General features: G+C 57.5%; 18 protein-coding genes. 8 read left to right on the top strand and 10 right to left on the bottom strand.

Features of this window, described 5'->3' with window-relative positions; all coding sequences use genetic code 11:
- From ASF29_RS19245 to ASF29_RS19255, 3 genes are read right to left on the bottom strand one after another with little or no spacing between them, the layout of a single operon-like run.
- Window positions 1–1,110, bottom strand: coding sequence for an ABC transporter ATP-binding protein (locus tag ASF29_RS19245; RefSeq protein ID WP_062452249.1), 1,110 nt, complete (start codon window positions 1,108–1,110; stop codon window positions 1–3).
- Between the two features lie 5 nt (window positions 1,111–1,115).
- Entirely contained in the window at window positions 1,116–1,985 is an 870-nt protein-coding gene (locus ASF29_RS19250; RefSeq protein ID WP_156462757.1) for a carbohydrate ABC transporter permease, read from the bottom strand.
- Between the two features lie 41 nt (window positions 1,986–2,026).
- Complete coding sequence (locus ASF29_RS19255) at window positions 2,027–2,911, bottom strand: sugar ABC transporter permease (protein ID WP_062452251.1); 885 nt, start codon at window positions 2,909–2,911, stop codon at window positions 2,027–2,029.
- Window positions 2,912–3,198: 287 nt separating this feature from the next.
- On the opposite strand from ASF29_RS19255, the gene ASF29_RS19260 reads away from it, so the two are divergent.
- The gene (locus tag ASF29_RS19260) at window positions 3,199–4,119 is read left to right on the top strand and encodes an AraC family transcriptional regulator (protein ID WP_062452252.1); all 921 of its coding nucleotides are present in this window, start codon (window positions 3,199–3,201) and stop codon (window positions 4,117–4,119) included.
- Window positions 4,120–4,209: 90 nt separating this feature from the next.
- Here ASF29_RS19260 and ASF29_RS19265 read toward each other — a convergent pair whose 3' ends face one another.
- Window positions 4,210–4,779 (bottom strand): PRC-barrel domain-containing protein, encoded by a 570-nt coding sequence (locus tag ASF29_RS19265; RefSeq protein ID WP_062452253.1) that lies wholly within the window; start codon window positions 4,777–4,779, stop codon window positions 4,210–4,212.
- Window positions 4,780–5,028: 249 nt separating this feature from the next.
- On the opposite strand from ASF29_RS19265, the gene ASF29_RS19270 reads away from it, so the two are divergent.
- The gene (locus tag ASF29_RS19270) at window positions 5,029–6,732 is read left to right on the top strand and encodes a sensor histidine kinase (protein ID WP_062452254.1); all 1,704 of its coding nucleotides are present in this window, start codon (window positions 5,029–5,031) and stop codon (window positions 6,730–6,732) included.
- Between the two features lie 224 nt (window positions 6,733–6,956).
- Here the strand turns inward: ASF29_RS19270 and ASF29_RS19275 are convergent, their stop codons facing one another.
- Together ASF29_RS19275 and ASF29_RS19280 are read right to left on the bottom strand one after the other, a co-directional pair.
- Complete coding sequence (locus ASF29_RS19275) at window positions 6,957–7,952, bottom strand: sensor histidine kinase (RefSeq protein WP_062452255.1); 996 nt, start codon at window positions 7,950–7,952, stop codon at window positions 6,957–6,959.
- Between the two features lie 111 nt (window positions 7,953–8,063).
- On the bottom strand, window positions 8,064–8,858 hold the full coding sequence (locus tag ASF29_RS19280) for a response regulator (RefSeq protein WP_062452256.1): 795 nt from the start codon (window positions 8,856–8,858) through the stop codon (window positions 8,064–8,066).
- 139 nt (window positions 8,859–8,997) lie between these two features.
- Between ASF29_RS19280 and ASF29_RS19285 the strand changes: the two genes are divergently transcribed.
- Both ASF29_RS19285 and ASF29_RS19290 read left to right on the top strand, forming a co-directional pair.
- Window positions 8,998–9,198: a NepR family anti-sigma factor gene (locus tag ASF29_RS19285; RefSeq protein WP_062452419.1), complete on the top strand. Its 201-nt coding sequence runs from the start codon at window positions 8,998–9,000 to the stop codon at window positions 9,196–9,198.
- Entirely contained in the window at window positions 9,198–9,764 is a 567-nt protein-coding gene (locus ASF29_RS19290) for a sigma-70 family RNA polymerase sigma factor (RefSeq protein ID WP_062452257.1), read from the top strand. Before ASF29_RS19285 ends, ASF29_RS19290 begins: the two co-directional genes overlap by 1 nt.
- A 51-nt stretch (window positions 9,765–9,815) precedes the next feature.
- Here ASF29_RS19290 and ASF29_RS19295 read toward each other — a convergent pair whose 3' ends face one another.
- Window positions 9,816–10,286, bottom strand: a complete 471-nt coding sequence (locus ASF29_RS19295; protein ID WP_062452258.1) for an Lrp/AsnC ligand binding domain-containing protein — start codon at window positions 10,284–10,286, stop codon at window positions 9,816–9,818.
- Between the two features lie 153 nt (window positions 10,287–10,439).
- Between ASF29_RS19295 and putA the strand changes: the two genes are divergently transcribed.
- Window positions 10,440–14,123 (top strand): trifunctional transcriptional regulator/proline dehydrogenase/L-glutamate gamma-semialdehyde dehydrogenase, encoded by a 3,684-nt coding sequence (putA, locus tag ASF29_RS19300; RefSeq protein ID WP_062452259.1) that lies wholly within the window; start codon window positions 10,440–10,442, stop codon window positions 14,121–14,123.
- 46 nt (window positions 14,124–14,169) lie between these two features.
- On the opposite strand, the gene ASF29_RS19305 is transcribed toward putA, so the two are convergent.
- Window positions 14,170–15,705, bottom strand: coding sequence for an aldehyde dehydrogenase family protein (locus ASF29_RS19305; protein ID WP_062452420.1), 1,536 nt, complete (start codon window positions 15,703–15,705; stop codon window positions 14,170–14,172).
- A gap of 134 nt (window positions 15,706–15,839) precedes the next feature.
- Here ASF29_RS19305 and ASF29_RS19310 point away from each other — a divergent pair, with 134 nt between their 5' ends.
- Window positions 15,840–16,742, top strand: coding sequence for a LysR family transcriptional regulator (locus ASF29_RS19310; RefSeq protein ID WP_062452260.1), 903 nt, complete (start codon window positions 15,840–15,842; stop codon window positions 16,740–16,742).
- Here ASF29_RS19310 and ASF29_RS19315 read toward each other — a convergent pair.
- Together ASF29_RS19315 and ASF29_RS19320 are read right to left on the bottom strand one after the other, a co-directional pair.
- The gene (locus ASF29_RS19315) at window positions 16,737–17,624 is read right to left on the bottom strand and encodes a DMT family transporter (protein WP_062452261.1); all 888 of its coding nucleotides are present in this window, start codon (window positions 17,622–17,624) and stop codon (window positions 16,737–16,739) included. The two genes, ASF29_RS19310 and ASF29_RS19315, sit on opposite strands and share 6 nt — an antisense overlap.
- A 166-nt stretch (window positions 17,625–17,790) precedes the next feature.
- Window positions 17,791–19,005: an adenylate/guanylate cyclase domain-containing protein gene (locus ASF29_RS19320; protein ID WP_062452262.1), complete on the bottom strand. Its 1,215-nt coding sequence runs from the start codon at window positions 19,003–19,005 to the stop codon at window positions 17,791–17,793.
- Window positions 19,006–19,241: 236 nt separating this feature from the next.
- Between ASF29_RS19320 and ASF29_RS19325 the strand changes: the two genes are divergently transcribed.
- Together ASF29_RS19325 and ASF29_RS19330 are read left to right on the top strand one after the other, a co-directional pair.
- Window positions 19,242–20,549, top strand: a complete 1,308-nt coding sequence (locus ASF29_RS19325) for a UDP-glucose/GDP-mannose dehydrogenase family protein (protein WP_062452263.1) — start codon at window positions 19,242–19,244, stop codon at window positions 20,547–20,549.
- Between the two features lie 13 nt (window positions 20,550–20,562).
- Window positions 20,563–21,579: an NAD-dependent epimerase gene (locus tag ASF29_RS19330; RefSeq protein ID WP_062452421.1), complete on the top strand. Its 1,017-nt coding sequence runs from the start codon at window positions 20,563–20,565 to the stop codon at window positions 21,577–21,579.
- Window positions 21,580–21,609: the final 30 nt, after the last annotated feature.

The raw sequence follows: 21,609 nt of genomic DNA on the forward strand, positions 1-21,609 counted from the left end.
TTAAGCCAGGCTGATGTTTTCACCGGACTGGCGGCTGAAGACATGGGCGGACTTCGCATCCGCCGTCAGCCAGACCTGCTCGTCGCGCAGGTTCCTGCGATCGTAAGCCTGCGCCGGAACCACGGCGATGACGCGGTTAGCGCCTGCCTGAATGTGCAGATAGACTTCGTGCCCCATGAATTCGACATGGCTGATCTTTCCAGAGAGCGCATTGGCCGTTTCAGGTGTCGCCAGACTGAAATGCTGGGGGCGGACACCCAGAATGATGTCCTTCGGCGCATCCGCCTTCAACCGCCCGGTCAGCTCTGGCCCGAGCTGGACCTTCTGCCCGGCAATATTGATGGCACCATCGCTTTCGAGTGTTGCATCGATGAGGTTCATTTCCGGGCTGCCGATAAAGCCGGCGACAAAGGAATTGGCGGGCTTGTTATAAAGCGTCACAGGATCTGCCACCTGCATGATGTGACCTTCCTTCATAACGCAGATGCGGTCGCCCATGGTCATGGCTTCGGTCTGGTCATGGGTGACGTACACAACCGTCGCCTGTTGTCCCTCGGCTTTCAGCCGCTTGTGAAGGTCGGTGATGCGCACCCGCATGGATGCGCGCAGCTTTGCATCGAGGTTGGACAGCGGCTCGTCGAACAGAAAGACCTGCGGCTTCTTGATCAGCGCGCGACCGACGGCCACACGCTGGGCCTGTCCACCGGAAAGCTGCTTTGGCAGTCGGTCGAGCAGCGCCTGTATCTCCAGCGTTTCGGACACATCCTGCGTGGCCTCCTCGATATCCTGTTTGGAGCGACGCTTGAGGCGCATGCTGAACGACAGGTTCTTGCGCACCTTCATATGCGGATAGAGCGCATAGTTCTGGAACACCATGGAAATACCGCGTTCGCCCGGTGGCTTGTCGTTGACCAGTTCGCCGCCGATGCGGATTTCACCGCCGGTGATGCGTTCCAGCCCTGCGATCATGCGAAGCGTGGTGGATTTGGCGCAGCCGGAGGGGCCGACCAGCACCATGAACTCGCCATCCTCGATATCGAGATTGATGCCGTGCACGGCGCGGAAGGATGCATAGTCTTTTTCGAGATTGCGGAGTTGAAGACGTGCCATTTCGATTATCCTTTGATGCCGCCAGCGGAGATGCCGTCGATGAAATATTTCTGCGCCACGAAGAACACGACGAGAGCGGGCGTGATGGCGAGGACCGACATGGCAAGAATGCGGTTCCAGTCGAAGGCCTCCGTCGTGTCGATCGACAGTTTCAGGGCAAGCGACACCGGATATTTCTCGATGGATGACAGGTAGATCAGCGGCCCGAGAAAGTCGTTCATGGTCCACATGAACTGAAACAGGCAGACGGAAATCAGCGCGGGTGTCAGGAGTGGCACGACGATGAAGAAAAGCGTCTGCAAGGTGGACGCACCATCCACACGGGCGGCCTCCTCCATATCGCGCGGGATGGCGCGCAGGAACTGAACCAGCATGAAGACGAAGAAGGCATCGCCCGCAAAGGCCGAGGGAACCCACAGCGGCAGATAGGTATCCAGCCAGCCCAGATCGCGAAACAGCAGATATTGCGGAATGCGAGTAACGACATTAGGCAGAAGCAGAGTTGCGATCAGCGAAGCAAAGAGAATTTTCTTGCCCGGAAATTCAAACCGCGCAAAACCATAGGCGACAGCGGTGCAGGAAATGGCCGTGCCGATCATCTTCGGCAGAACGATCCACAGCGTGTTGAGGAAAAACGTCCCGAATGTGTAGGGCGTCGACGTCTTCCACCCCTGAATATAACCGTCCAATGTCGGATTCTCAGGCCAGAAGCCGGGATTGTTGAAAATCTCGGAATTGGTTTTGAAGGACGCACCAATCAGCCAGATGAGCGGATAGAGCATCAGCAGGCCGACGGCTGCCAGCAGGAAATAGCGGAAGGCTGCGCTGATGCGGGCGCGAGTACGCTCGCGGTTGCGCGCCTGTTCGGCATCCATTGCGGCCGCGTCGATGTTGGAAACAGCGTGATCGACCATGATCAGCTCCTTTTATCGCCAGCGTAGTAGACCCAGTGGCGCGAGGACCAGAAGGCAACGACGGTGAGAACCATGATGATGACGAACAGAACCCATGCGATGGCCGAGGCGTAGCCCATGTCGAACCGCTTGAACGCTTCATCGTAAATGTAGAGGGGCAGCAGATAGGTGGATTTCAGCGGGCCACCCTGCGTGATGATGTAGGGGCCGTTGAACTCCTGAAACGCCTGAACCATCTGCATGATGAGATTGAAGAAGATGACCGGCGTGATCAGCGGCAGCGTGATGTGGACGAAGGTCTTCCACTTACCCGCGCCATCGATGGAGGCGGCCTCGTAGAGCGAGTTGTCGACGCTCTGCAAGGCGGCCAGAAAGATCACCATGGCCGAACCGAACTGCCAGATACGCAGCAGCGTGATGGTGAAGAGCGCATTGGTCGGATCGCCGAACCAGTTGACGCCTTCAATGCCGAGCAGGGCAAGACCCATATTGACGAGGCCCGTATCGGCAAAGATGTAGCGCCACAACACCGCAACGGCGATGGAACCACCCAGAATGGAAGGAACATAGTAAGCCGTGCGGAAGAAGTTGATGGCCTTCAGCTTGTAGTTCAGGATGACCGCGATGAAGAGCGCAAAGGCAAGTTTCAGCGGAACCGTTGTGAACACATAGATCAGCGTCACCCAAAGCGACTTGCGGAACGTCCGGTCATTGGTGAACAGCTTGATGTAGTTCGCAAGGCCGGTGAAGGTCGGTTGATCCAGCAGGTTGTAATTGGTAAAGCTGAGATAGAGCGACGCCAGAAATGGCAGCGTTGTGAAAATCAAAAGCCCGATAATATAGGGCGACAGATAAAACAGCCCGAGGAAACGGTTGTCGCCACTCATATGCGCGCTCCACATTGAACCGCCACAGCGGCCCGTTTGGGCTCTGAATGCACGACCCAGCCGAGCGAAAGCACCGCAATGAAGAGCTCATCGCGCCTGAATTGATATTCTTTATTCTGCATCGCAGCTAATTGAGGATTCGGTCACGATGCACCACTGAAGGCAACAAAACCGCCGAAATCCTCAAATCCTCCCGTTTTCCTCACCAGCCTGTTTCTTTTTCAGGCTCAAGAGATAATATGACTTTGGAAGTGGCACGATGGAAATCGACATTTTTGGGAAAAGAGATGGACAAAATCGAAGGTAACGTTTTCGCAGAGATACCTGTGAATGCTCTTGCTCTGACGTTGACGCGCTCCACGATCAAGATGCTGCATTCGCCGACCTGGAGCATCGACAAGACCAATACCGTCCATGATTTCCTGATCTGCCTGACGGGGACGGCTGCCTATGAAATCGAAGGACAAACCATCCTGATGACGCCGGGAACGGCAATGCTCATTCCCGCCAACACACGCTTTATCGGTCGCTCCACCTCGCCCGAACTCTATACAGGGATCGCGCAGCATTTCACGCTCGACCTCTTCGGGCGGCTGGATTTCATTTCCCAGATATGTTTTCGACGATGTGTGCCGTTACCCCACTGGGATATTCTAGAACCGATGGTGCAGCGGTATCACGACATCGCGCCACCCTCCTCCACAACCCTTATGCAACATCACCTTTTGATGGTGTTTCTGATGGAATTTGCCAACGAAGCGTTTGTCGAATGGCGCGAACAATCGGTCGGCAATGTCAATAATCCGGATGCGCTGTCCCTGGCGATCATGGTGGCGGCCAACCAGATTGCCATGGACCCTCTCAGCCCCACGGTTGCCGAACAGGTCGTGGCGACCGCGCCCTACAACCCCGACTATTTCAAGCGGGAGTTCAAGCGGCAGATAGGCTGGACGCCGGTGAAATTTCAGGAATACAAGCGGATGGAACGGGCAATGGGCCTGCTGGCGAGCGGATGTCACGTCAAACAGGCCTCGGAGCAGTCGGGTTATAGCGACGCCTATTATTTCTCTCGCATGTTCAAGCGGTATATCGGTATCAGCCCGGCGGGATACAAAGAAGCGGAACGACGACACCGTGAGGGCGCGTTCCCGCGTGGGGAGGAGGATGGAAAGATCGTCTATCCCTTATCCCGGTCCCATTCGGTATAAGACACTGATGGCATAAAAAAACACCGGCCCATCATGGACCGGTGTTTCCGCAACAACGTCATGCTGTTGCGCCTCTCTCCCAGGAAGAGATTACGGCTTAGGTGCCGTTGTCGATGTACCATCTGCAGCAGGGGCGGCAGGTGTTGCGCTACCGCTTGCCTTGTCCTTCATGGTCACGAACTCAGGGGCAGCTTTGAGGGTATCGGCCGTCTCAGTAGTTGTCAGGCGGATAGTGCCGTTCTGCGTGTCGCGGGTGACGGTCAGCTTGTCCATCGGAACCGCGACATCCTTGGCACCGATGCCGAGGAAGCCACCAACGCCGACTACCGCTGCGACTATGCCGCCATTTTCCTCAAGAATGAGGTTGGTCACGCTGCCGATGCTTTCGTCGGTCGATGTGTAGACGGCACTGCCAATATAGTCATTGGCGCTGATCTGGTTTGCACCCTGCTCGGTGAGGTATGCACCACCGGCTGCGGGTGTCGTCGTGGCAGAGGCATCAGGGGTCGCAGGCGCTGCCGGGGTTGCTGGGGTCGCAGGTGCTGCGGCGCCTGGGGCTGCTGGTGCTGGCTCTGTTGTGCCCTGTGCAAAGGCCAGAGGTGCGAACGTTGTGGAACCCAAGAGAGCGGCTGCGGCGATCGTGGTGAGTGTCTTTTTCATTTCGTACCTTCCTTGTTGTCTCTAACTAACCTGCTCGTGACGGCTGAACCGTTTCTTTGTGAGCCTGTTGATTTGCAAACGGCAGCAGGTGGAAAATTGTTCCGCTATTTTTTTAGGCATGTTAGCTCTGGCTCAACAGCTAAAAATGACGAATAATCAGACACATTCTGGGATTGCGCAGCCTGTCTGCTTCAGCCATTGTGCCTGATGCAACGGTGATTTGACCACCGCCAGAAAACCCGCGAAACAATGCAGAACACTTTCATTTCCAGATTGAGACAACGACTGGCAGGTTTTTTTCCGACCGCCCCGATCAGAGTCTATCTCGTTGTTATGACAACGGTTATCACGCTGCCGCTGATCATTTTCGTCGGTTACCTGATGCTTAAGCTCGAGGCGGATGAAAGAGGTGATCTACAAAGGGAAGCGGTAGAGGATGCCCGTTCGGTTGCCCGAAACATCGACCGTCGTTTGCAGGAAATGGCAACCTCTCTCAATCTGCTCTCGCAGTTTCCCGAACTCGAAAATGGCGACCTCGAGGCTTTTCACAAGCGTGTGAGTGAAAGCCTTCAAAAACAGGGGCTGTACGTCATCATCGCCACAGCGGACGGACAGCAGCGTCTGAACAGCCGCGTTGCCTATGGCGAGCCTCTGACGAAGGTACCGTCCGACATTAAGCTCGATAGCGTTCTGTCGGCACGCAGGATTGCCGTCTCCAATATTTTTTACGGCAATACCAGCAAGCAATGGGTCTTCAATGTCATGCGGCCATTGCCACCCGCCCTGTCGGCTGCCGGCGACGCCCTAATCATGACACAGAACGCCCGAGACCTGATGGGGCTGATCTCGACCGATGGCCTGCCCTCCGGCTGGACGATTGCCATACTTGATGGCGACAGCCACGTGGTCGCCTCCAGCACCCCGCACTCGATTGCCGCAGGCACTGCATTCGGCCACACGGCTGCTGCCGAGCAGATGCAGGCCTTCAGCGGAAGCTTCGAAGACGGCGACGGCATGATCTATGCCTATTCGCAATTGCCGGGCTGGTCCTGGAAAGCTGTCATTTGGGGACCGGCAGACAACAGCCATTCGGCATTGGCCAGCACTTGGCGCAAGATGATGATCGGCAGTTTCGCTCTTCTGATCATCGCCATTGCTGGCGCCTATCTGGTCGGGCGCCAGCTTCGCGGCTCGATCCGCGAACTGGTAGAGATGGCAAAGCGCATTGGCGAAGGCGAGATCGTGGCGCCCATCGATACCAAGATCAAGGAAGCCAATCAGGTGGCGATTGCGCTCTCTAACGCGTCCTTCGACCGGAGCCAGGCAGAGGACAGAACACATCTCATCCTGCACGAACTGGTTCATCGCTCCAAGAACATGCTGACACTGGTTCAGGCCATGATGCGTCAGCTTGCGCGGGAAAATACGACCGTGGAGGACTTCCAGAAAGAAGTCGATCACCGGCTTCGTGGTCTTGGCATGTCGATCAGCGCCCTATCGGAGGTGCAATGGCAAGGGTTGCCAATGCGCAAGCTCGTCGAGACACATCTTCACGTCTTCGGCAAAGTGGGTGAACAGGTGAAACTCGACGGTGATGATTTCCTGCTATCGCCGGAGGCCGTCCAGAATTTCGGTCTCATCATCCATGAACTTGCCACCAATTCCATCAAATACGGCGCGCTGTCTGTACCCACTGCCCATGTCGACTTGTCCTGGCGCAGAAAAACGAGCCCTGATCACGATCAGTTGACGATAGACTGGAACGAGGTTGGCGGCCCGCCTGCGGTCAAGCCGACCCGTAGCGGCTTTGGCACCACAATCACGAAACGTCATGCAGAAGGTGCATTTTCTGCTGTTATTACAACAGAGTATGCCAAAACCGGATTCCGCTGGACATTGGTCGCACCTGCTCATCATTTTCTTGCGCAGAAAAAACCTAACGGCAGCGATTAAAATTCTACAACCTGCTGGAACCAAAAACATGGACATGCGTTTTTATGGCAAGCCAAGCCACTCCCCGTCCCCGCCTGAGGCTTGGCGCATGCAGGTTTTGCCCCTGAAAACCTGCCCTGAATAGCACGGCTCTACGGAGCCGTGCTTTTTTTGTTTTACGATGAGCCGACCAAAGCGTGAGGCAGCAAATACCGCAATCACGCAAGGCTTCCGCCCAACCCGGATCAGGTTGGGAGCGGTGCGGGGAATCTCAGGAAATAATCGATGGTGTCGGAAGAGACCACATATCTGGCTTCGCCACCGAGTGCAGCAGGTACGACCTTTTCAAGAACGACGCTGCCGAAATGGCTTCTTTTGTCAGCATCGCCCGTGGACAAGGCCGCGCCACTTCCGCCCAGAGGTTCCGACCAGCGGACTTCGAAAAACTCACCGTCCTTGCGACAATCTAACGTGAGCGGCAGATGTCTTGAGAGGTTTCCGCCGTGGCTGACCGTGTTCACGACGAGTTCGTGAAACGCCAGGCCGACATAAAGCGCGCCATTAGGATTGAGCAGGAGATTTTCGCCCCGCATCTGTATCAGATGAGGATATTCCGGCAGATAGAGATCAGCCTGCTGCTTGAGCAAGTCAAAGATCTCCGCGCCGCGCCAATCCGAGTCAGTGATCAAGTCCTGCGATTGCGCCAGGGCATGCAGCCGCCCACGGAATTTGCGCAGGAAGTCTTCCTTCGTGAAGCTAAAGCGCGCGGTCTGCGCCGAAAGACTTTGTATGATTGCCAGCAGGTTTTTGGACCGATGGCTGACCTCGCGAAGCAGGGATCGCAAAAGCTGCTCGCGTCGTCTTTCGACAGTAATTTCCCGGATCGTCGTCTTGAGAACGCGCTGCCCTGACATGTTCACGGTGGAGTAGACGTGAAACTGGAAAACGCGATCCTTGCCTGCGCTCACTTCCAGCATTCCGCGGCTGCCTGCGGATGTCAGGTCTTTCTTGAGTTCCGAAAGACGGACGGCAAGGTCCTTTCCGAACATGGACAGATCTGTCGGGTCCTCGCCGGTTTCGCCGGGCAAGCTCCAGACATCGGGCAGGTTGGCAATAAAGATATACTCTTTGTCGCGGTCCTGCAGCATGACCGTCTCGTCGGAATCGAGCAGAGCTAACACGAGTGAATCGTGAAGATCTCCCTCATCTCGCCCCGCATTATGCCACGCCAGCCGATGCAATATGGTCTCCTAACGGGTAACGGCGATCATGGTCGCGCTGCTTGAAAAAACATGCAGCCCTGAACGCCGGGCCACAACCCGAGTTCCAAATTCTTCTATCTACGATGTCGGTTATGCTGCGACGCGTGAACTTTCATTGAAGAACAGCGCCTGGCTGATGAGCGCCTTGACCATATCCGGATTGAAAGGCTTGGTCACAAGGAATGTCGGTTCAGGGCGTTCACCGGTGAGAAGACGTTCCGGGAAAGCAGTGATGAAGATAACTGGAAGCGTCGTCATCTGAAGGATCTCCTTCATCGCTTCGAGCCCGGAACTGCCATCTGCCAACTGGATGTCCGCAAGAATCATCTTGGGCTGCGTACGATGGAAAAGCTCCAGTGCTTCCTTGTGCGTGCGTGCGATGCCCGTGACATTGTGACCGAGGTCCGTCACCATCTGCTCGATATCCATGGCGATCAGAGGCTCGTCCTCGATAATCATAATATCGGTTGCGACCTGACGTGCAATTTCAGATGCGGCTTCGTCGATCAGTTTGCCGACCTGAGGCTCGGGAACGCGCAGAATTTCAGCAACTTCCGACAGGGAGAACTCTTCGACCGTTGTCAGCAGGAAGGCCTGGCGGGGTACGGCGGGCACAGCCGAGAGATTGGCGGACGCACGCTTTTCCCAGCCCGTCAGGTTTTCATCACTCTTGATGTTGATCGTGACGGAACTAAAGATCGAAACAAACAATTGGTAAAGCGAAACCCGGTCACTGCTGGTCTGCGGGAAAATGCTGACATCGGCGATGAGGGCTTCGAGGCTGGCCGCAACGTAAGCGTCACCAGTGGATTGCGAACCGCAAACAGCACGCGCGAATCTGCGCAGATATGGCAGATGCGGTGCAATGCGTGTAGAAACTGACATGGAATTCTCCCCTGTTCATGCGGCCTGCAACGCAAACCTAAACGAAAAAACGTGGTACTCAAAAAAAAGTTCCGGCGGGCTGGAACAATTTTTTTGTTTAGGCATTGATACCGAGGTCACCAAAGGAATACCGGAAATCATGAATATGTTTCAATCGGATCAGGATCCGTCTGACAAGGGGTCGTCTCCGACTGTCCCGGACTCGGGCAGAGCCGTCATCTCGCGAAAATTACGAGAATTATACGATGCAGTTCAGGACGAGGGCATCCCTGACAAGTTCCTCGATCTCCTCGAAAAGCTCGACGAAGCTGAAAACAACGCAAAAGCTTCGAGGCGATAATGGCCACAGAACCGAGCAAGAACGAGTACAATTTCAAGCGTGAAATGCTGGCCGCTTTGCCAAATCTTCGCGCATTCGCCATATCCCTGATCAGATCCCGTGACCGTGCCGATGACCTCGTGCAGGATACGATCATGAAGGCTTGGGCGAAACAGGAAAGCTATCAGCCCGGCACGAATATGCGGGCATGGCTGGTGACGATCCTGCGAAATGAATTTTACAGCCAGATCAGAAAATCGGGCCGTGAAGTTCAGGATACGGATGGCGCATACACATCTCGGCTTTCCGTGCCGCCCGAACAGCATGGCTCGGTCGACCTTCAGGACTTCAGGCAGGCTCTGGCGAAGTTGCCGGAAGATCAGCGCGAAGCGATTCTGCTGATCGGCGCATCAGGTTTTGCCTATGAGGAAGCCGCAGAGATTTGCGGATGCCCTGTCGGCACCATCAAGAGCCGCGTCAGCCGTGCCCGTCTTCGCCTTCAGGAGCTTCTGGGTATCGAGGACGAGAATGAATTCGGTCCTGATGCACAGATGACGGCCGTGACAGCCGCCGCTGCCATCCGGTAACACGATCAGATTTGAAGTTTTAAACGGCGCGACTTTTCAAGTCGCGCCGTTTTATATTCCGACGTCCTTGACCGACTGCATCACGACGAATGTCGATGTGTTGGCCACGCTTGGCAGGCTGGAAATTTTCTCGCCCAGCACCTGCCTGTATTTGCGGATATTGGTGGTGCGTACCTTGAGCAGATAGTCGAAGGCACCGGCGATCATGTGGCACTCTTCCACTTCCTTGATCTTGCGAACAGCGGTGTTGAAATCTTCCAGCGCTTTTTCCCGCGTGTCGGAAAGTTTGACTTCTGTGAACGCAATATGCTCGAGGCCCAGTTTGGCGGGATTGAGCATGGCGCGGAAGCCAAGAATATAACCCTCGTCCACCAAACGCTTCAAACGCGTCTGGCACGGTGTCTTGGAAAGACCGACCTGCTTGGAGAGTTGCAGAATGGACATGCGCCCATCCTCGCTCATCGCTTCCAGTATCTTCAGATCGAAGTGATCCAGATCGCCTGTTTCTGATGGTTTTGCCATCCATTTTGCCTTTTATGTAGCTCATTATAAGTTATTTTGACCGTATATATCGCTAAAATAAGGCCATAGCAATTTCACCGGCAATGATATTCTGGGCGCTGAAAAAGAGCGACGAGAACGCGCGCTCGAAACAGATATCCAGGGGCCGGGCCGATGGCGGAACACGCAGCAACGATAAACACAATGCAGACCAATGAGACCGGCGAGATTTTCGCGCAATTCGCTCCACCGGTGCGACCGCAAAGCCCGCTTCGCCAAGCTATCACTGCTGCCTATCGCCGTGCCGAGCCTGACTGCATCGCGCCCCTTCTGGAGGTGGCGACCGTCTCGCCTGAGCAGGCAGACACGATCCGCATCACAGCCCGCAAGCTAGTGCATGCTCTTCGCTCCAAGGCGAAAGGCACCGGCGTCGAGGGATTAGTGCAGGAATATTCCCTCTCCAGTCAGGAAGGCGTGGCGCTGATGTGCCTTGCCGAGGCCCTGCTGCGCATTCCCGACGCTGCCACCCGTGATGCGCTGATCCGCGACAAGATCGCCACCGGTGACTGGCGCTCGCATCTCGGTGGCGGTCGTTCGCTGTTCGTCAATGCCGCCACATGGGGTTTGGTCATCACCGGCAAGCTGACCTCGACCGTCAACGACAAGAGCCTGTCGGCTGCGCTGACCAAGCTCATTTCCCGCGCAGGAGAGCCGGTCATCCGCCGTGGCGTGGATATGGCGATGCGGATGATGGGCGAACAATTCGTCACCGGCCAGACGATTGGCGAAGCCATCAACCGCTCCAAGCCGTTGGAAGCGAAAGGCTTTCAATATTCCTATGACATGCTGGGCGAAGCCGCGACGACGGCAAAGGATGCAGAGCGGTATTACCGCGATTATGAGCAGGCGATCCATGCCATCGGTAAGGCCTCTGCCGGTCGCGGCGTTTATGGTGGCCCCGGCATTTCCATCAAGCTGTCTGCGCTGCACCCACGTTACGCCCGTGCGCAGGCCCAGCGCGTGATGGATGAGCTTTTGCCGCGCGTGAAATCCCTGATGCTGCTGGCAAAGCGCTACGATATCGGCCTCAACATCGATGCCGAAGAAGCCGACCGGCTGGAGCTTTCTCTCGATCTGCTGGAAGCCATCGCTCTCGACCCGGAACTGGATAATTGGCAGGGCTTGGGTTTCGTGGTGCAGGCCTATAGCCGCCGCTGCCCCTTTGTGCTGAACTACATCATCGATCTAGCCCGCCGCTCCAACCGCCGCATCATGGTGCGTCTCGTCAAGGGCGCCTATTGGGACGCGGAAATCAAGCGCGCGCAGCTGGATGGGCTGGAAGATTTCCCTGTCTTCACCCGCAAGGTCCATACGGATGTGTCCTACATCGCTTGCGCACGCAAACTTCTTGCCGCCCGCGACGTGATCTTCCCGCAATTTGCGACGCACAATGCGCAGTCGCTGGCGACGATCTATCATCTGGCTGGACCCGATTTCAAAATCGGCGATTACGAGTTCCAATGCCTGCATGGCATGGGTGAGCCGCTCTACAGCGAGGTTGTCGGCAGACAAAACCTTGACCGCCCCTGCCGTTTCTACGCGCCGGTGGGAACGCATGAAACGCTGCTTGCCTATCTCGTGCGCCGCCTGTTGGAAAACGGCGCGAACTCCTCCTTCGTCAACCGCATCGCCGACCCCAATGTCGCCATCGACTCCATGCTGGAAGACCCGGTCGCCGTGGTCAAATCCATGTCTGTACCCGGTGCGCAGCACGACAAGATTTCCAAGCCCGCCAACCTCTACGGCGCACGCGTGAACTCCTCCGGCCTCGATCTCGCCAATGAAGACACCCTCGCCGCACTCAGCGAGGCGCTGTCCGCCAGCGTCGAGACGGAATGGAAAGCCGCATCGTCCATTGCCACAGGCTCAACGCGCCCTGTTCTCAACCCCGGCGACCTCGATGATATCGTCGGCTTCGTTACCGAACCAACCGAAGACGATGTGACGAAGGCACTCGAAGCAGCCGCCGGATCCGCATGGCCGCAGACCAGCATGGAAGAGCGCGCGGCATGCCTCGAAAAGGCAGCCGATCTGATGCAGGCAAAGTTGCCGACGCTCCTCGGTCTCATCATGCGCGAAGCCGGGAAGTCGGCGCCCAACGCCATTGCCGAAGTGCGCGAAGCCATCGATTTCCTGCGCTATTACGCCGCCGAGGCCCGCAACACCTTCGGCCCGCAGCAACAGGCGCTTGGCCCGGTCGTCTGCATAAGCCCATGGAATTTCCCGCTGGCGATCTTCATCGGGCAAGTCACCGCAGCGCTGGTTGCAGGTAACCCGGTACTGGCCAAGCCTGCCGAGGAAACACCGCTGATTGCCGCAGAAGGCATTCGGCTATTGCATGCCGCTGGCGTCCCTGACGATGCCGTGCAGCTTCTGCCGGGCGATGGCAAAACCGGCGCGCTGCTGGTGGGTGCTCCGCAAACAGCAGGCGTGATGTTCACCGGCTCAAACGAGGTCGCTCGCCTCATTCAGAAACAGCTAACGGCGCGTGTCTCGAGCGAAGGCCAGCCCATTCCGCTGATTGCCGAAACCGGTGGTCAGAACGCCATGATCGTGGATTCCTCGGCGCTGGCCGAACAGGTCGTAGCCGATGTCATCGCATCCGCTTTCGACAGCGCCGGTCAGCGCTGCTCGGCATTGCGCGTTCTCTGCCTTCAGGACGACGTGGCTGAGCGGACACTGACCATGCTGAAGGGCGCGCTGCATGAATTGCGCATCGGCAGAACGGATCGCCTGTCGGTGGATGTCGGCCCGGTCATAACGCTGGAAGCCAAAGACAACATCGAAAAGCACATCGAATCCATGCGGGCGTCAGGCAACCGTATCGAGCAGATCAGGCTGGCAGGTGAGACCGACAAGGGAACCTTCGTGCCGCCGACCATCATCGAGTTGACGTCACTGTCCGATCTCAAACGCGAAGTCTTCGGCCCCGTTCTGCATGTCATCCGCTTCAAGCGTGAGAAGCTTGATCGTCTGATCGACGACATCAATGCCACCGGCTACGGCCTGACCTTCGGCCTGCATACGCGCCTCGACACGACGATTGCCCATGTGCTGTCGCGTGTTAAAGCGGGCAATCTCTATGTCAATCGCAACATCATCGGAGCCGTCGTCGGCGTCCAGCCGTTCGGTGGACGCGGCCTGTCCGGCACCGGCCCGAAGGCTGGCGGTCCTCTCTACCTCGGTCGCCTGACGAAGACTGCGCCCACTGTCGAGCGCAAGGGTCAGCAAAACGATACGTCCATCACCGATTTCGCCAACTGGCTGGAGGCGAAAGGCGAGACGGCTGCGGCGGAAACCGCCCGTACATCCGCCAAACTCTCCGGCCTCGGTTTCGAAACGGAGCTTCCGGGCCCGGTGGGCGAGCGTAATCTTTACGCCCTGCATCCACGCGGCCATGTTCTTCTGGCCCCACTGACGGTGCGGGGGCTGTTCCGCCAACTGGCGGCGGCACTTGCAACCGGCAACACGATCGCAATCGACAAGCAAACCGGTCTGGAAACGGAACTGAACGGCCTGCCATCCAGTGTTGCAGCCCACATCGCATGGTCGGATGATTGGGCGAAATCCGGCCCCTTTGCCGGTGCGCTTGTGGAAGGTGATGCTGAGAGGGTACGGCAGATGAATGCCCGGATTGCCGAGCTTCCCGGCCCGCTCGTTCTGGTTCAGGCCGCAACAACCGAGGCGTTGCAGGGAACCGAGCAGCCCTACAATCTGAACTGGCTGCTGGAAGAAGTTTCCGTCAGCGTAAACACGACGGCAGCGGGCGGCAATGCCAGCCTGATGTCCATCGGCTAAACAAGATCGGCTGGCGAGGCATGCTCGCCAGCCGATCTTTTTCCGATTACTCGATATCGAAGGTCACGCCCTGCGCAAGCGGCAGCGCCTTGGAATAGTTCACCGTATTGGTGGCGCGGCGCATATAGGCCTTCCAAGCATCAGAACCGGATTCGCGACCGCCACCGGTTTCCTTCTCGCCACCAAAGGCACCACCGATTTCCGCACCCGATGTGCCGATGTTGACATTGGCGATGCCGCAATCGGAACCATCAGCTGCCAGAAAACGCTCGGCTTCCTGCAGATCGCGGGTAAAGATAGAGGAGGAAAGGCCCGCCGCAACGGCATTATGATCGCTCACGGCCTGATCGAAATCGCTGTATTTCATCACGTAAAGGATAGGCGCGAAGGTTTCTTCCAGAACAGGGCCGACCTGCTTTGGCATTTCGACCAGCGCTGGCTTCACGTAATAGGCCGTGTCCTTGCCAGCCTCGGCAACACGCTCGCCACCGGCGACGACACCGCCATGGGTCTTGGCTTCTTCCAGCGCCTTTTGCATGCCGTCGAACGCAGCCTTGTCGACCAGTGGGCCGACGAGTGCGAAGGTTTCCAGCGGGTTGCCGATAGAGACAGACGCATAGGCCTTCTTCAGACGCGGAACGAGCTGATCATAGACGCTGTCATGCACGAAGAGGCGGCGAAGCGTGGTGCAGCGCTGACCGGCAGTGCCCATGGCACCGAAGGCGATGGCGCGCAGAGCCATATCGAGATCGGCAGAGGGGCAGACGATACCGGCATTGTTGCCGCCAAGTTCCAGAATCGCGCGAGCAAAACGCTTGGCAAGGCGCGGGCCGACATCGCGGCCCATGCGGGTGGAGCCTGTGGCAGAGACGAGCGGCACCTTAGGATGATCGACCAGCGCTTCGCCAACGGTGCGATCACCGATGATAAGCTGGCTAAGACCTCCAGGCGCATCGCCAAAGCGGGCAACGGCGCGCTCGAAAATGCCCTGCACGGCAAGCGCCGTCAGCGGTGTCTTTTCCGATGGCTTCCACACGACCGAGTTGCCGCAGACGATGGCCAGTGCCGCATTCCATGCCCAGACGGCAACGGGGAAGTTGAAGGCGGAGATAACGCCGACGACACCCAGGGGATGCCAGGTCTCCATCATGCGGTGGCCGGGGCGCTCGGTGGCAATCGTCAGACCGTAGAGCTGGCGGGAGAGACCGACGGCGAAATCGCAGATGTCGATCATTTCCTGCACTTCACCCAGACCTTCGGACGGGATCTTACCGGCTTCGAGCGACACGAGACGACCAAGGTCATCCTTTGAGGCGCGCAGTTCTTCGCCCAGCAGACGCACCAGTTCGCCGCGCTTGGGCGCTGGCACCAGACGCCATGCCTTGAACGCCGCATCTGCCGTCTCGACAATAGCAGCCACATCACCGGCAGAAACCGTTTTCAGACGCGCAATTTCTTCGCCGCTGACGGGGCTGAACGAGGCCATGTCGCCACCCTGATAGAGTTCAGGGGAAACGCCCATCTTGGCCAAAAGCGCTGCGGCTTCCTTGACAACATCGACCTTGGTTGTGGTTTGGCTCATGACAGTGGCTCCTTGGTTCTTGAAAGCTGGATATTGACGGGGGGCAATACCCGTTTCATTCTCTTTCCTGATCATATACGGGTTCAAGCATCGTTTTCAAATGAGGAAAGCGGTTCTGTTGATGCGAGACTGGAATGGACACACGCAGACGATTGGTTCCCGATATCGTCACCTTGCAGGCCTTCGAATGCGCTGCACGGCATGGCAATTTCACGCGCGCCGCCGAAGAGCTGAACCTGACACAGAGTGCCGTCAGCCGCCAGATCAGCGATCTGGAAGCGCAGACCGGCATGTTGCTGTTCGAGCGCATTCGTCGCCGCGTCGTGCTCTCAGATGCAGGCCGCAAATTCCTGCCGGATGTGCAGAGGTTGCTGCAGCAATCGGAACAGTTGATGGTGCGTGCGGTCACTGCCGGAGCCTCCAGCACATCTCTTGCCGTTGCCACCTTGCCGACCTTCGGCAGCCGCTGGCTGACCCCTCGCCTCCACAAATTCATGGCCGCCCGACCGGACACGGTTCTGACCGTTGGTTCCCGCTCACAGCCTTTCGACTTCGATGAGGAAGGCTTCGATATCGCCATCCATTACGGCCAACCGGTCTGGGCGCATGGCACCTGCACCTTTCTGTGCAACGAAGTCATCGTTCCGGTCGCAAGCCCTACCCTTCTGGACAGGATGCCCGCCCGGCAACACGCCTATATGCTGGAAGGCCCTCTTCTGCATGTCAGCACCCGCCCGAAACTATGGACGGAATGGTTCGAGATGAACGGCCTCGCATCCGATCAGGCCTATCGGGGCAGCCGCTTCGACCAGTTTTCCATGCTCATCGAGGCCGCGATCAGCGGCTTGGGATTTGCACTTCTACCGAAATATCTCATCGAGCCGGAGTTGGCATCAGGCCTGCTGAGCGTCGTCTTCGATGTGCCACTGCAAACCGAAAACAGCTATTATATCGCCCTACCCGAGGGACGTCAGGACAATGCGCTGGCCCGGGCGTTTCAACACTGGCTTTTGGAACAGGTGGGAACGCCGCTATAGACGATTGCGGAAAAACGGATTCCAGCGCACGAATCCCAGACGGATTTTCTCGCGCATCATCGTCAACAACCCCGCTGACGCAATGACGACCAGACCGGAGATCGCCAGCGTATCCGGGTACTCCCCGAAGAAGGACGCGCCGATGGCGACCGCCCATAGGATTTGCGAATAGTGAGATGGTGCGATCTGGCTGGCAGGCGCAATTTTCGTTGCCGTCAGCAAGGTTATCTGGCCGACAGCCGTGCACATGCCGATGACGATGAAAGCGCCGATCTGGTTCAGCGTCGGCACCTGAAATTCCGGTATCATCAAGATACCGTTGAAGGTCAGACCATACAGGATGAGCACGCCCATGATCGACGTGCGCTTTTCCCGCCCGGCCAGCGAGCGCAAAAGAACGATGGTCAGCCCCGCCAGAAAGGCCACGCAGAGCGCCGCGAAATGCCCGAGTTCCAGCGTCTTGAAGCCGGGACGCACCACCAGGAGCACGCCGACAATGCCAGCCATGACCGCAGACCAGCGCCACAGCCCGATATCTTCCTTTAGCACCAGCGCCGACAGAATCGTGACGAAAAGCGGTGACAGGAAAATCAGCGCATAGGCCTCAGCCAATGGCACGCTGGTAAAGGCATAGATGCCGAGAATTCCTGCAAACAGGCCGGAAATCGCACGCCCATGCACAGCCCACGGCCTGCTCATGCGCCAGAAATGCCGCCAGCGCTCTTCCTTCGGCTTCAGAAAGAAAATAAGCGATGCGGAGGACAGAATGCTGAAAAAGCCGATCTCGAAGACGCTGACCTGTGATCCCAACGACTTGATGGTGGCGTCTCCACAGGAAAAGCTGGCATAGGCGAGCAACCCCAGTAGAAAACCTTTTTGCATGGCAACCGATCCCGGCAGAGAACAGGCCACCGCCTCGCATCGAATCAATGCGCTGTTGACGGTGATGTGACGATAGCCCCCATTTCTGGCTACACCTCACATCGCCCATAGACAAGGCATGAAAGCACAAAAATCGTCCCCTTTTGTTTTTGGGAACACTCGGGCGTCAGCAGATTTCCGGGTCGATGGTGAAAAGCTCATGTGCCCGTGCAAAACCGCGAAGCGCGAAGCGTCCGATGGATACCATCAGGCCACGCATCTCTTCCGGGCAACCCGCCATGAACTCACGCGACATGACCGTATCCCGGTCCACCGAGGCGCACAGGCCGCTGATGCGGCTGACCATATTGACCGCCGGACCCACCACGGTGAAATCCAGCCGGTTGCGGCTACCGATATTGCCGTAGAAGACCTCACCCACATGCAGGCCGAGATAGACATCGGTCGTCGGCAGTCCTTCCATGCGACGTCGATGGTTGAGAACCGTGAGGTTGGTTCGCATGGTGATTTCCGATGCCAATGCGGCAGCACATCCCGATTGCTGATCGCCATCGCGGAAAATCGCCAGCACCCCGTCCCCGATCAGCTTCAGCACACTGCCGCCATGGGCGTGAATGGCATCAATGACCAGACCCGCATAGTCGTTGAGGAACGGAATGATCTGGTCCGGTTCGGCCCGGTCGGAAATGCCGGTAAAATCCCGCAAGTCGGAGAACCACAGGACTGCATCGATCCTCTCGACCTCGCCACGGGTGATCGTTCCACTCATGACCTTGCGGCCCGCATCGCGGCCCAGATAGACATCGCTGATCGTACCGATGATACGCATGCAGCAGGCGGCCTTGAAGGCAAGTGCGAGGGTCGGCAGCAGCAGGCGCAACGCCGCCAATTCGTCGTCGTGGAAGCCTTCCGGGTGGCGCGTCAGCCACTGCGAATAAAAAGCGTTCATCTCGCCGATGCTGCCATGGTCGGTGAAACGATGGATCGTGGCCAGATAATCGGTGTGTCCGGCGTCGCGCAGTTCCAGCAACTTGGGAAAGCTCACCTCTTCGCCCAGATAAAACCGATGTCGCGCCTCATGCGCATCGTCCTGGATGAGACGGAAGAAGACCGAGCTTTCCCAGGCTTCACGCGCCGTTCCATCATCGGTGAAATCATAGACGCTGGAGGATTCGAACGCATCATGGCTGTCCCACCGAAAGGCATGGCCCTCGAAATCGGGATGCAGCGTATCCATCAGGATCAGTGCCGAGGAAATGCTGATGCCCGCCGCGTTGCAGCGCTCGCAAAAGCCCGACAACAAGGCTTCTTCGGCAACCCCTTCATAGCCCTGCTTAGAGAGCCAAAGCGAAATTTCAGAAAGGCTGGATTGCTGGATCATGGACGCCGGTTTTCCCTTGGAAAGCAGCAGAAGACATGTTTAGTCAACGCTTAACAAGCCCTGTGGTGCCTTCGTGTCAGTGTCATTTACAACAATTTCTTGAAATCGTCCGTTGAAAACCGGCTCTCCGCTTGGCCCCGGCAGCGAAGGCGGATAAACAGCTACTCAAAATGCTGTTTTGACGCGCAAATGCGGCTGGCGAGCGATCGTCCGCCTTGATCCCGAAAGGTTTTTCGATGCGTATTGTAATGATTGGCTCTGGTTATGTCGGGCTGGTTTCAGGTGCCTGTTTTGCCGATTTCGGCCATGACGTCATCTGTGTCGATAAAATGCCGGAAAAGATCGAGGCGCTGAAAAACGGCCAGATCCCGATTTTCGAACCGGGTCTGGATGTCATCGTTGCCAGCAACGCCAAGGCTGGTCGCCTCAGCTTCACCACCGATCTCAAGAGCGCGGTTGCCGATGCCGACGTCGTCTTCATCGCCGTCGGAACACCATCGCGCCGTGGCGATGGCCATGCCGATCTCGGCTACGTCTATGCCGCCGCGAAGGAAATTGCCGCAGCCGTGACCGGCTTTACCGTCATCGTCACCAAGTCCACGGTTCCAGTCGGCACGGGTGACGAAGTGGAACGCATCATTCGCGAGGAAAACCCGAGCGCCGATATCGCCGTGGTCTCCAACCCGGAATTCCTGCGCGAAGGTGCTGCCATCGATGACTTCAAGCGCCCGGACCGCATCGTCGTCGGCCTGTCCGACGAACGCGCGCGGCCGGTGATGACGGAAGTCTATCGCCCACTCTACCTCAACCAGTCGCCGCTGCTGTTCACCACGCGCCGCACATCCGAGCTGATCAAATACGCCGCCAACGCCTTCCTTGCCATGAAGATCACCTTCATCAACGAAATGGCTGATCTGTGCGAAAAAGTCGGTGGCGATATTCAGGATGTGTCGCGTGGCATCGGCCTCGACGGCCGCATCGGTGCCAAGTTCCTGCATGCAGGTCCCGGTTATGGTGGGTCATGCTTTCCCAAGGATACGCTGGCACTGGCCAAGACCGCGCAGGATTACGACAGCCCGGTTCGCCTGATCGAAACGACCATTGCCGTCAACGACAACCGCAAGCGCGCCATGGGCCGCAAGGTCATCGCTGCCGTGGGCGGCGACATCAGAGGCAAGAAAATCGCCGTGCTGGGCCTCACCTTCAAGCCAAACACTGACGATATGCGCGACAGCCCGGCCATTGCCGTCGTCCAGACCTTGCAGGATGCGGGCGCAAAGGTCACGGGCTACGATCCTGAAGGCATGGTCAATGCGCGCCCACTGATGAAAGGCATCGAATATGCGGCCGGGCCCTATGAGGCGGCGCAAGGTGCGGATGCGGTTGTGATCGTGACCGAATGGAATCAGTTCCGCGCGCTCGATCTCGAGCGCCTCAAATCCATCATGGCCTCACCCGTTCTGGTGGATCTGCGCAATATCTATCGCCCAGATGAGGTCACGGCCCACGGCTTCACCTATGCCGGCATCGGCCGTCCATCATAAGCAAGGCGAAAACATGCGATATCTGATCACCGGCACGGCGGGTTTCATCGGCTTTCACCTGGCAAAGCGTTTGCTGGACGACGGTCATTTCGTCGTCGGCTTCGATGGCATGACGCAATATTACGATGTTGCGCTGAAGGAAAAACGCCACGCCATTTTGGCCCGGTCCAACGGCTTCAAGGCCCAGATCGGCATGCTGGAAGATGCGGATGCGCTGAACCGCGCCGCTGATCTGGCAGAGCCGGAAGTGATCATCCACCTCGCGGCACAGGCCGGTGTTCGCTACAGCATCGATTGCCCGAAGGATTATGTCAGCTCGAACCTCATCGGCTCGTGGAATATTCTGGAACTGGCGAAAAACCTGCAGCCCAAGCACCTGCTGCTGGCCTCCACCTCCTCGATCTATGGCTCCAATGAAAAAGTGCCTTTCGCCGAAAGCGACCGCGCCGACGAGCCAATGACGATCTACGCTGCCACCAAGAAATCCATGGAGCTGATGGCGCATAGCTACGCCCATCTGCACAAGGTGCCGACGACGGCCTTCCGTTTCTTCACGGTCTATGGCCCGTGGGGTCGCCCGGATATGGCGCTGTTCAAATTCGTGGATGCGATCTTGAAGGGCCAGCCCATCGACATCTACGGCGAAGGCAAGATGAGCCGTGATTTCACCTACATAGACGATCTGGTCGAAGGCATCGTGCGGCTAAGCCACATACCGCCCTCGGAAGACAACCGCGTGACGGAAGAAGGCGTGACCGACACGCTGTCGAAACACGCGCCCTTCCGCGTCGTCAATATCGGCGGCGGCCAGCCGGTGGAACTGATGCGTTTCGTGGAAACGGTGGAAGACGTTCTGGGCCAGAAGGCCATCCGCAACATGCTGCCTATGCAGCAGGGCGATGTGCCGCGCACCTTCGCCTCGCCCGATCTGTTGCGGGCGCTGACAGGCTACGCGCCAGATATCACCATCGAAACCGGCGTTGCCGCGTTTGTGGACTGGTATCGCAACTGGCAATCCGGCAAGGCCTGATATCTCAGGCCGCCGGATTTTTGATAGTCC

Origin of the sequence: Rhizobium sp. Leaf262, from assembly GCF_001422245.1 — a bacterium.
In the GTDB taxonomy this organism is placed as follows: domain Bacteria; phylum Pseudomonadota; class Alphaproteobacteria; order Rhizobiales; family Rhizobiaceae; genus Agrobacterium.

Bases quoted from the DNA above. Each gene is read 5' to 3' on its own strand.
- ASF29_RS19255 (WP_062452251.1), bottom strand. From the start codon at position 2,911: ATGAGTGGCGACAACCGTTTCCTCGGGCTGTTTTATCTGTCGCCCTAT.
- ASF29_RS19320 (WP_062452262.1), bottom strand. From the start codon at position 19,005: ATGATCCAGCAATCCAGCCTTTCTGAAATTTCGCTTTGGCTCTCTAAG.
- ASF29_RS19260 (WP_062452252.1), top strand. From the start codon at position 3,199: ATGGACAAAATCGAAGGTAACGTTTTCGCAGAGATACCTGTGAATGCT.
- ASF29_RS19280 (WP_062452256.1), bottom strand. From the start codon at position 8,858: ATGTCAGTTTCTACACGCATTGCACCGCATCTGCCATATCTGCGCAGA.
- ASF29_RS19270 (WP_062452254.1), top strand. From the start codon at position 5,029: ATGCAGAACACTTTCATTTCCAGATTGAGACAACGACTGGCAGGTTTT.
- ASF29_RS19285 (WP_062452419.1), top strand. From the start codon at position 8,998: ATGAATATGTTTCAATCGGATCAGGATCCGTCTGACAAGGGGTCGTCT.
- ASF29_RS19295 (WP_062452258.1), bottom strand. From the start codon at position 10,286: ATGGCAAAACCATCAGAAACAGGCGATCTGGATCACTTCGATCTGAAG.
- ASF29_RS19290 (WP_062452257.1), top strand. From the start codon at position 9,198: ATGGCCACAGAACCGAGCAAGAACGAGTACAATTTCAAGCGTGAAATG.
- putA (WP_062452259.1), top strand. From the start codon at position 10,440: ATGGCGGAACACGCAGCAACGATAAACACAATGCAGACCAATGAGACC.
- ASF29_RS19315 (WP_062452261.1), bottom strand. From the start codon at position 17,624: ATGCAAAAAGGTTTTCTACTGGGGTTGCTCGCCTATGCCAGCTTTTCC.
- ASF29_RS19245 (WP_062452249.1), bottom strand. From the start codon at position 1,110: ATGGCACGTCTTCAACTCCGCAATCTCGAAAAAGACTATGCATCCTTC.
- ASF29_RS19330 (WP_062452421.1), top strand. From the start codon at position 20,563: ATGCGATATCTGATCACCGGCACGGCGGGTTTCATCGGCTTTCACCTG.
- ASF29_RS19265 (WP_062452253.1), bottom strand. From the start codon at position 4,779: ATGAAAAAGACACTCACCACGATCGCCGCAGCCGCTCTCTTGGGTTCC.
- ASF29_RS19305 (WP_062452420.1), bottom strand. From the start codon at position 15,705: ATGAGCCAAACCACAACCAAGGTCGATGTTGTCAAGGAAGCCGCAGCG.
- ASF29_RS19250 (WP_156462757.1), bottom strand. From the start codon at position 1,985: ATGGATGCCGAACAGGCGCGCAACCGCGAGCGTACTCGCGCCCGCATC.
- ASF29_RS19325 (WP_062452263.1), top strand. From the start codon at position 19,242: ATGCGTATTGTAATGATTGGCTCTGGTTATGTCGGGCTGGTTTCAGGT.
- ASF29_RS19310 (WP_062452260.1), top strand. From the start codon at position 15,840: ATGGACACACGCAGACGATTGGTTCCCGATATCGTCACCTTGCAGGCC.